Origin of the sequence: Streptomyces sp. NTH33, assembly GCF_003236365.1 — a bacterium.
In the GTDB taxonomy this organism is placed as follows: domain Bacteria; phylum Actinomycetota; class Actinomycetes; order Streptomycetales; family Streptomycetaceae; genus Streptomyces.
Genome location: NZ_POTZ01000321.1, coordinates 1 through 8,079, shown reverse-complemented (window position 1 = coordinate 8,079; position 8,079 = coordinate 1). Strand labels below are relative to the sequence as shown.

Here is an 8,079-nt window from a genome sequence, read left to right as displayed (position 1 = left end):
GCCGTGGGCGGTGGGCGGGACCGTGCTGCTGGTTCCCGTGCCGTCCGCGCGGCGGGCGGTGCGGGCCCGCGGGCATGATCCGGTACGGCGGATCGCGCTCGCGGCGGCCGGTGAGCTGCGGCGGTCCGGGACCCCGGCCAGGATGCTGGCCGTGCTGCGCCAGCGGCGTGTCGTGGCCGATCAGTCGGCGCTGAACTCCCGGCAGCGGATGGACAACCTCGCCGGCGCGCTTCAGGTGGCCGCGGGCGGTGCGGGGCTGTTGCTGAGCGGCCCGGTGGTGCTGGTCGACGACCTCATGACGACGGGCGCCTCCCTGACGGAAGCGGCACGTGCGGTGAAAGCGGCTGTGTATGCGGTGCGGACTCGGGAAGGGATGAGAGAACGGAAGTCCGGAGCAGGGCAGGAAGCAACGCGGAAGGAGGGGAACTCGATGTACGGCGCACTGGAAAACGGGGGTGCGTATGGCGCCGGTGGCGTGATCTGTGCGGCCGTCGTGGCGGTCTCTCCGGGTTCTTTCGAAATAAACCGGAACTGACTGAAAACTTGCATCGCTGCAGGCAATGAGAGGGTCAATTCACCTGAACGGAGGTACGCCGCAGTAGAGGGTGACGTCATCCGTCCGGGCGAGATATGTTCGGGGTGTGGGGGAAAGGCGCAGGCCATCCCCGCTATATCCGAATGTCATGCTGCGGGTTTCCATAATCACCCGCACGGGCCGGGTGGAGATCTTGCCCACGGGGGAGGAGGTGCACGTCACCGAGTCCGAGGTTCCGGGCTCACCGGAACCGGGTGCGAAAAGGGAGATGCTCCGCCGGTGTAGCGGAGTGATCCGGGAACGGAGTTCTGCGTGGACATCGTCGTCAAGGGCCGCAAGACCGAGGTGCCCGAGCGGTTCCGCAAGCACGTGGCCGAGAAGCTGAACCTGGAGAAGATCCAGAAGCTCGATGGCAAGGTGATCAGCCTCGACGTCGAGGTGTCCAAGGAGCCCAACCCCCGACAGGCCGACCGCAGTGCCCGAGTGGAGATCACGCTCCGCTCCCGCGGTCCTGTGATCCGGGCGGAGGCAGCGGCCAGCGATCCGTACGCGGCACTCGACCTGGCGGCGGAGAAGCTGGGTGCCCGGCTGCGCAAGCAGCACGACAAGCGTTTCTCGCGGCGCGGCGCGCGCCGGGTCTCGGCCGCCGAGGTCCCCGACCACGTCCCGGGCGCCGCGACGCTGAACGGCAGCGGCCAGACCGTCACGGAGGAGGAAGCGGGCCAGGCGCCCACCAAGAAGGTCGGCTCGCTGGAAGTGCAGGGGGACGGTCCCCTCGTCGTCCGCGAGAAGACACACGTAGCCTCCCCGATGACCCTCGACCAGGCCCTCTACGAGATGGAGCTGGTCGGGCACGACTTCTATCTGTTCGTCGACTCCGAGACCAAGGAACCCAGCGTCGTCTACCGACGGCATGCCTACGACTACGGCGTGATCCACCTCAGGACGGACACGATGGTCACTGAGGCGCACTCTCCCGAGGCGGGCGGCACATTGGGCGGCTGACCCACCCGGCCGACAGCTGAGACGGTGCCCCTGGTTGCGCGTGTGCGCCCCCAGGGGCACCGGCGTGCGACCCTTTCGCGCCCCGCTTGGTCACCGCAGTGTCGGCCGGACATGGAATCATGGCGGCAACGGCTCAACGGATGGGCTGTTGCCTTGGGTTGGCCATGGCACCGCACACCAGGCCACAGCCTCAGGGGGAGGACAACGATGGCGGACAGCTTCGGACCGATGCGGGGCGAGGATGCCGACGGTGGCGTCGTCGGCATGGGCCCGGACGCGGGCACTGCGCGCAAGGAGCCGATCAGAGTCCTTGTCGTGGACGACCACGCCCTCTTCCGCCGCGGCCTGGAGATCGTGCTCGCCGCCGAGGAGGACATCCAGGTGGTCGGCGAGGCGGGTGACGGTGCCGAAGCGGTGGACAAGGCCGCCGATCTGCTGCCCGACATCGTGCTGATGGACGTACGGATGCCCAAGCGCGGCGGCATCGAGGCGTGCACCTCCATCAAGGAGGTCGCCCCCAGCGCCAAGATCATCATGCTGACGATAAGCGACGAGGAGGCCGACCTCTACGAGGCGATCAAGGCGGGCGCGACCGGCTACCTGCTCAAGGAGATCTCCACGGACGAGGTGGCCACCGCCATCCGCGCCGTGGCCGACGGCCAGTCGCAGATCAGCCCGTCCATGGCGTCCAAGCTGCTCACCGAGTTCAAGTCGATGATCCAGCGGACCGACGAGCGCCGCCTCGTCCCCGCGCCCCGGCTGACCGACCGTGAGCTGGAGGTCCTCAAGCTCGTCGCCACGGGGATGAACAACCGGGACATCGCCAAGGAGCTGTTCATCTCCGAGAACACCGTGAAGAACCACGTGCGCAACATCCTGGAGAAGCTCCAGCTGCACTCCAGGATGGAGGCGGTGGTGTACGCGATGCGGGAGAAGATCCTGGAGATCCGCTGACGCTCAGCCGAGCGCGCGGGCCAGCTCCCGGGCCAGGGGTTCGCGCAGCTCGGGCGCGTTCACCCGTTCCACGCGTACGTCCGTGCAGTCCACCCAGCTCGCCGCCTCGACGAGGGCCTGGGCGACCGCGGGCACGGATCCGGCGCTGTCCAGGGTGACCTGCTTGGCGACCAGGGTGCGGCCCTCGCGGGCGGGGTCCACGCGGCCGACGAGGCGGCCTCCGGCGAGCACCGGCATCGCGAAGTAGCCGTGGACCCGCTTGGGCTTGGGGACGTAGGCCTCCAGACGGTGGGTGAAGCCGAAGATCCGTTCGGTGCGGGCCCGCTCCCAGATCAGGGAGTCGAACGGGGACAGCAGTGTGGTCCGGTGGCGGCCGCGCGGGACTGTCCCGAGCGCCGCCGGGTCCGCCCAGGCCGGCCTGCCCCAGTCCTCGACCGTGACCGGGACCAGCCCCGAGTCCGCTATCACCGCGTCGACCTGCTCGCCCTTGAGGCGGTGGTAGTCCGCGATGTCCGCGCGCGTGCCCACGCCCAGGGACCGGCCGGCCAGACGGACCAGGCGGCGCAGGCACTCGGCGTCGTCCAGCTCGTCGTGCAGCAGATGCTCCGGGACGGCGCGCTCGGCGAGGTCGTACACCCGCTTCCAGCCCCGGCGCTCGACGCAGACCACCTCGCCGTACATCAGGGCGCGCTCGACGGCGACCTTGGAGCCGGACCAGTCCCACCACTCGCTGGTCCTCTTCGCCCCGCCCAGCTCCGTCGCCGTCAGCGGGCCCTCGGCGCGCAGCTGCTTGACGACCTGCTCGTAGGCGCCGTCGGGCAGTTCGTGGTTCCAGTGCGGGCGGTTGCGGTAGGCGCGGCGGCGGAAGGCGAAGTGCGGCCACTCCTCGATGGGCAGGATGCAGGCGGCGTGCGACCAGTACTCGAAGGCGTGCGTGTCGGTCCAGTAGGCGCGGTCGACGGTCGTGCGGCCGACCGCGCCCAGACGTGCGTAGGGCACGAGCTCGTGGGAGCGGGCGAGGACCGAGATCGTGTCGAGCTGGACGGCGCCGAGGTGGCGCAGGACGCCGCGCACCCCGGCCCGCCGGTCCGGCGCGCCGAGGAAGCCCTGGGCCCGCAGGGCGATGCGGCGGGCTTCGTCCGCCGAGAGCTCGGTGGTGGGGCGCGGGAGGGAAGTCATGGCTCCGCACGATAGGGGGTGGCACTGACAACGCGGGTCGGCTCGGGCGTTCGTTCCCGATGCCTGCCTGATGTCTACGCGTGCGCCGGCAGGTAGGGCGCCGTCGACGGCAGGCCCAGGTCGGACGGCAGCAGGGAACCCACCCAGCAGTCGCGCCGTACTCCCCTGGCGCCGAAGGCGGAGCGCAGGGTGCCCTCCAGGGCGAAGCCCGCCCGTTCGGCCACCGCGCGGGAGGCGTTGTTGCCGGCCTCGGCGCGCCATTCCAGGCGGTCGACGGCGAGTTGGGTGAAGGCCCAGCGGGCGGCGGCGAGGGCGGCCTCGGTCACGTAGCCGTTGCCGCGGTGTTCCTTCGCGGCCCAGAAGCCGATCTCGGCCTCGCCCGGCGAGCGCATGGTGATGCTGAGCGTGCCCACCAGGTCCCCTTCGGGCAGGAAGAGGCCGAAGGTGAACACCGAACCGTCGGCCCAGCCCTCGGGGACCAGCTCTTCGGTGAAGCTCCGCGCGTGCTCGGGCAGGTAGGGCGAGGGGAGCTGGGAGAGCCAGCGCCCGATGTCGGGGTCCTGCACGGCGGCGTACACGGCGTCGGCGTCCTGGGGGCCGATGGCGCGCAGGAGCAGGCGGTCGGTGGTGAGCGTGACGGGTTCCATCGGCCGATTCTCCTCGGAGGCCGCGACAGGGCGCCATCCCTTTTTGCCCTGGGTGAGCGGACGGTCACAATTCGCGTAAACCTTCGGAGAAACGCGGCACCATCCGCGGCCCCCGGACGTTGTCCCGTGTGTAGCTCTCACGGTGCAGTGGACGCGTGCCCTTACGGCAGGCCCTCCCGGCTCGGCCGTGTCCTCGCATACGATGGCCGTTGCTCAGTCAGTCAAGTGGAAACCGACCGTCCCAGGCCCGACCGGCAAGGAGACCAACCCCCGTGTCCGTCCTTTCGAAGATCATGCGTGCAGGCGAAGGCAAGATCCTGCGCAAGCTGCACCGCATCGCGGACCAGGTCAACTCCATCGAAGAGGACTTCGTCAGCCTCTCCGACGCCGAGCTGCGGGCCCTCACCGATGAGTACAAGCAGCGGTACGCCGACGGTGAGAGCCTGGACGACCTGCTGCCCGAGGCGTTCGCCACGGTGCGTGAGGCGGCCAAGCGCGTCCTGGGCCAGCGGCACTACGACGTCCAGATGATGGGCGGCGCCGCCCTGCACATGGGCCACGTGGCCGAGATGAAGACCGGTGAGGGCAAGACCCTCGTCGGCACCCTGCCGGCGTATCTGAACGCCCTGGCCGGCAAGGGCGTCCACATCATCACGGTCAACGACTACCTGGCCGAGCGCGACTCCGAGATGATGGGCCGCGTCCACCGCTTCCTGGGGCTGAGCGTCGGCTGCATTCTGGCCAACATGACGCCGGCCCAGCGCCGCGAGCAGTACGCCTGCGACATCACCTACGGCACGAACAACGAGTTCGGCTTCGACTACCTGCGCGACAACATGGCGTGGTCCAAGGACGAACTCGTCCAGCGCGGCCACAACTTCGCCATCGTCGACGAGGTCGACTCCATCCTCATCGACGAGGCCCGTACGCCGCTGATCATCTCCGGCCCGGCCGACCAGGCCACCAAGTGGTACGGCGACTTCGCCAAGCTGGTCAAGCGCCTCAAGCGCGGCGAGGCCGGCCAGCCGCTCAAGGGCATCGAGGAGACCGGCGACTACGACGTCGACGAGAAGAAGCGCACCGTCGCCATCCACGAGTCCGGCGTCAGCAAGGTCGAGGATTGGCTGGGCATCGACAACCTCTACGAGTCGGTGAACACCCCGCTCGTGGGCTACCTCAACAACGCCATCAAGGCCAAGGAGCTCTTCAAGCGCGACAAGGACTACGTCATCATCGACGACGAAGTCATGATCGTCGACGAGCACACCGGCCGTATCCTCGCCGGCCGCCGCTACAACGAGGGCATGCACCAGGCGATCGAGGCGAAGGAGGGCGTGCCGATCAAGGACGAGAACCAGACGCTCGCCACGATCACGCTCCAGAACTTCTTCCGCCTCTACAAGCGCCACGACCACAACGGCAAGGAACAGCCCGGCCTGTCCGGCATGACCGGTACGGCGATGACCGAGGCGGCCGAGTTCCACCAGATCTACAAGCTCGGCGTGGTGCCCATCCCGACCAACCGGCCGATGGTCCGCAAGGACCAGTCGGACCTCATCTACCGCACCGAGGTCGCCAAGTTCGAGGCGGTCGTCGACGACATCGCCGAGAAGCACGAGAAGGGCCAGCCGATCCTGGTCGGCACCACCTCGGTGGAGAAGTCCGAGTACCTCTCGCAGCAGCTCAGCAAGCGGGGCGTCCAGCACGAGGTGCTCAACGCCAAGCACCACGAGCGCGAGGCGTCGATCGTCGCCCAGGCCGGCCGCAAGGGCGCGGTGACCGTGGCGACGAACATGGCCGGCCGTGGTACGGACATCAAGCTCGGCGGCAACCCCGAGGACCTCGCCGAGGCCGAGCTGCGCCAGCGCGGCCTCGACCCCGAGGAGCACATCGAGGAGTGGGCAGTGGCCCTGCCCGAAGCGCTGCGGCGCGCGGAGGAGGCGGTCAAGGCCGAGAAGGAGGAGGTCGAGAAGCTCGGCGGGCTCTACGTGCTGGGCACCGAGCGGCACGAGTCGCGCCGTATCGACAACCAGCTGCGCGGTCGTTCCGGTCGTCAGGGCGACCCCGGCGAGTCCCGCTTCTACCTCTCTCTCGGCGACGACCTGATGCGCCTGTTCAAGGCGCAGATGGTCGAGCGCGTGATGTCCATGGCGAACGTGCCGGACGACGTGCCGATCGAGAACAAGATGGTCACGCGCGCGATCGCGTCCGCCCAGTCGCAGGTTGAGCAGCAGAACTTCGAGACCCGTAAGAACGTTCTGAAGTACGACGAGGTCCTCAACCGGCAGCGCGAGGTCATCTACGGCGAGCGGCGCCGCGTCCTGGAGGGCGAGGACCTGCAGGAGCAGATCCAGCACTTCATGAACGACACGATCGACGCCTACATCCAGGCGGAGACCGCCGAGGGCTTCCCGGAGGACTGGGACCTCGACCGGCTGTGGGGCGCCTTCAAGCAGCTGTACCCGGTGAAGGTCACCGTGGAGGAGCTGGAGGAGGCGGCCGGCGACCGCACGGGGCTGACCGCGGAGTTCATCAGCGAGTCCATCAAGGACGACATCCACGAGCAGTACAAGGCCCGTGAGGAGCAGCTCGGCTCCGAGATCATGCGGGAGCTGGAGCGCCGGGTGGTGCTGTCGGTGCTGGACCGCAAGTGGCGTGAGCACCTCTACGAGATGGACTACCTCCAGGAGGGCATCGGCCTGCGCGCGATGGCGCAGAAGGACCCGCTGGTCGAGTACCAGCGCGAGGGCTTCGACATGTTCACCGCGATGATGGAGGGCATCAAGGAGGAGTCCGTCGGCTACCTGTTCAACCTGGAGGTCCAGGTCGAGCAGCAGGTCGAGGAGGTCCCGGTCGAGGAGGCCAAGCCAGTGGCCGACCTGGAGAAGCACGACGCGGTGCCGGCGCAGGCGGGCGCGCGTCCGGAGATCCGGGCCAAGGGCCTCGACGCCCCCCAGCGGCGGGACCTGCACTTCTCCGCGCCGACCGTGGACGGCGAGGGCGGCGTCGTCGAGGGCGAGTTCGCCACCGACGGCGGGCCCGTGCGTTCGGAGTCCGACGGCCTCACGCGCGCGGAGCGCCGCAAGCAGGCCAAGGCGGGCCGCCGCCGCAAGAAGTGACGTGACCTGCAAGGGCCGGGCACCCTCCTCGGGGGTGCCCGGCCCTTCGTTTCTCAGGGGGCTCAAGGAACTCAGGGGAGTTCGTCGTCCGAGTGGGGCATGCGAGGGCCGCCCAGCTCCACCGCCGTGCAGCGCCAGCGCCGGTCACGGCCCTGCTCCAGGCGGAACGCCATCGCCCGCAGCTGGTCGCCCGCGCCGATGCGGGCGAAGGCCTCCACGGCGCCCGCACGGGGCTCGTAGTAGCCGATGTCCCGCACGACCGGGCGTGCGCCACGGGTGCGCAGAGCGCCGCGCTCGGCAAGCCAGGCGAGTTCGTCGTACGCCCGGCCCGCGGTGTGCCGGAGCATCCAGTGCACGGGCCGCTGCCCGCTGAGCACGGCGAGAAGCCGGTCGGCGAACAGATCGGTGGCAACCGGCAGCGAAGCCGCCCGCAGGGCGGCCTGCGCGTCCACCGCGAGGGCGGTGCCGCGCGCCACGGGGGCGTGGGTCTCCGCCGCCGTTGCGGCTGCGCCCGCCGGGGTGGTGGCGCGTGCTGTCCTCCGGGGCCCGCCCGCTGTGTGGGCCGCAACCGTCCTGACGGCCGAACGGGCACCGTTCGGGCCGGGCGCCGTGGGCGGCCGGGTGGGAGCGGTGCGGAGGG

The 8,079-nt window shown here is 69.6% G+C and carries 6 protein-coding genes and 1 pseudogene; 4 read left to right on the top strand and 3 right to left on the bottom strand.

The genetic code is table 11. From position 1 onward, the window contains the following. The 3 genes and pseudogenes from C1I97_RS25790 to C1I97_RS25775 form a co-directional block, all read left to right on the top strand. Positions 1–535, top strand: a pseudogene (locus C1I97_RS25790) (ComF family protein); the annotation flags it as partial. A gap of 312 nt (positions 536–847) precedes the next feature. Then, positions 848–1,540, top strand: a complete 693-nt coding sequence (gene hpf / locus C1I97_RS25780; RefSeq protein WP_111005562.1) for a ribosome hibernation-promoting factor, HPF/YfiA family — start codon at positions 848–850, stop codon at positions 1,538–1,540. A 207-nt stretch (positions 1,541–1,747) separates the two neighbouring features. Further along, entirely contained in the window at positions 1,748–2,494 is a 747-nt protein-coding gene (locus tag C1I97_RS25775) for a response regulator (protein WP_111005561.1), read from the top strand. Between the two features lie 3 nt (positions 2,495–2,497). Here the strand turns inward: C1I97_RS25775 and C1I97_RS25770 are convergent, their stop codons facing one another. Beyond that, on the bottom strand, positions 2,498–3,673 hold the full coding sequence (locus C1I97_RS25770; RefSeq protein WP_111005560.1) for a winged helix-turn-helix domain-containing protein: 1,176 nt from the start codon (positions 3,671–3,673) through the stop codon (positions 2,498–2,500). A gap of 74 nt (positions 3,674–3,747) precedes the next feature. Beyond that, positions 3,748–4,320: a GNAT family N-acetyltransferase gene (locus tag C1I97_RS25765; protein ID WP_111005559.1), complete on the bottom strand. Its 573-nt coding sequence runs from the start codon at positions 4,318–4,320 to the stop codon at positions 3,748–3,750. 272 nt (positions 4,321–4,592) lie between these two features. Between C1I97_RS25765 and secA the strand changes: the two genes are divergently transcribed. After that, entirely contained in the window at positions 4,593–7,439 is a 2,847-nt protein-coding gene (secA, locus tag C1I97_RS25760; protein ID WP_111005558.1) for a preprotein translocase subunit SecA, read from the top strand. A gap of 71 nt (positions 7,440–7,510) precedes the next feature. Here the strand turns inward: secA and C1I97_RS41755 are convergent. Further along, positions 7,511–8,079, bottom strand: a 569-nt coding sequence (locus C1I97_RS41755) for an Rv3235 family protein (protein ID WP_258382733.1), incomplete at its 5' end; no start/stop codon positions are given.

Bases quoted from the DNA above. Each gene is read 5' to 3' on its own strand.
- C1I97_RS25775 (WP_111005561.1), top strand. From the start codon at position 1,748: ATGGCGGACAGCTTCGGACCGATGCGGGGCGAGGATGCCGACGGTGGC.
- C1I97_RS25770 (WP_111005560.1), bottom strand. From the start codon at position 3,673: ATGACTTCCCTCCCGCGCCCCACCACCGAGCTCTCGGCGGACGAAGCC.
- C1I97_RS25765 (WP_111005559.1), bottom strand. From the start codon at position 4,320: ATGGAACCCGTCACGCTCACCACCGACCGCCTGCTCCTGCGCGCCATC.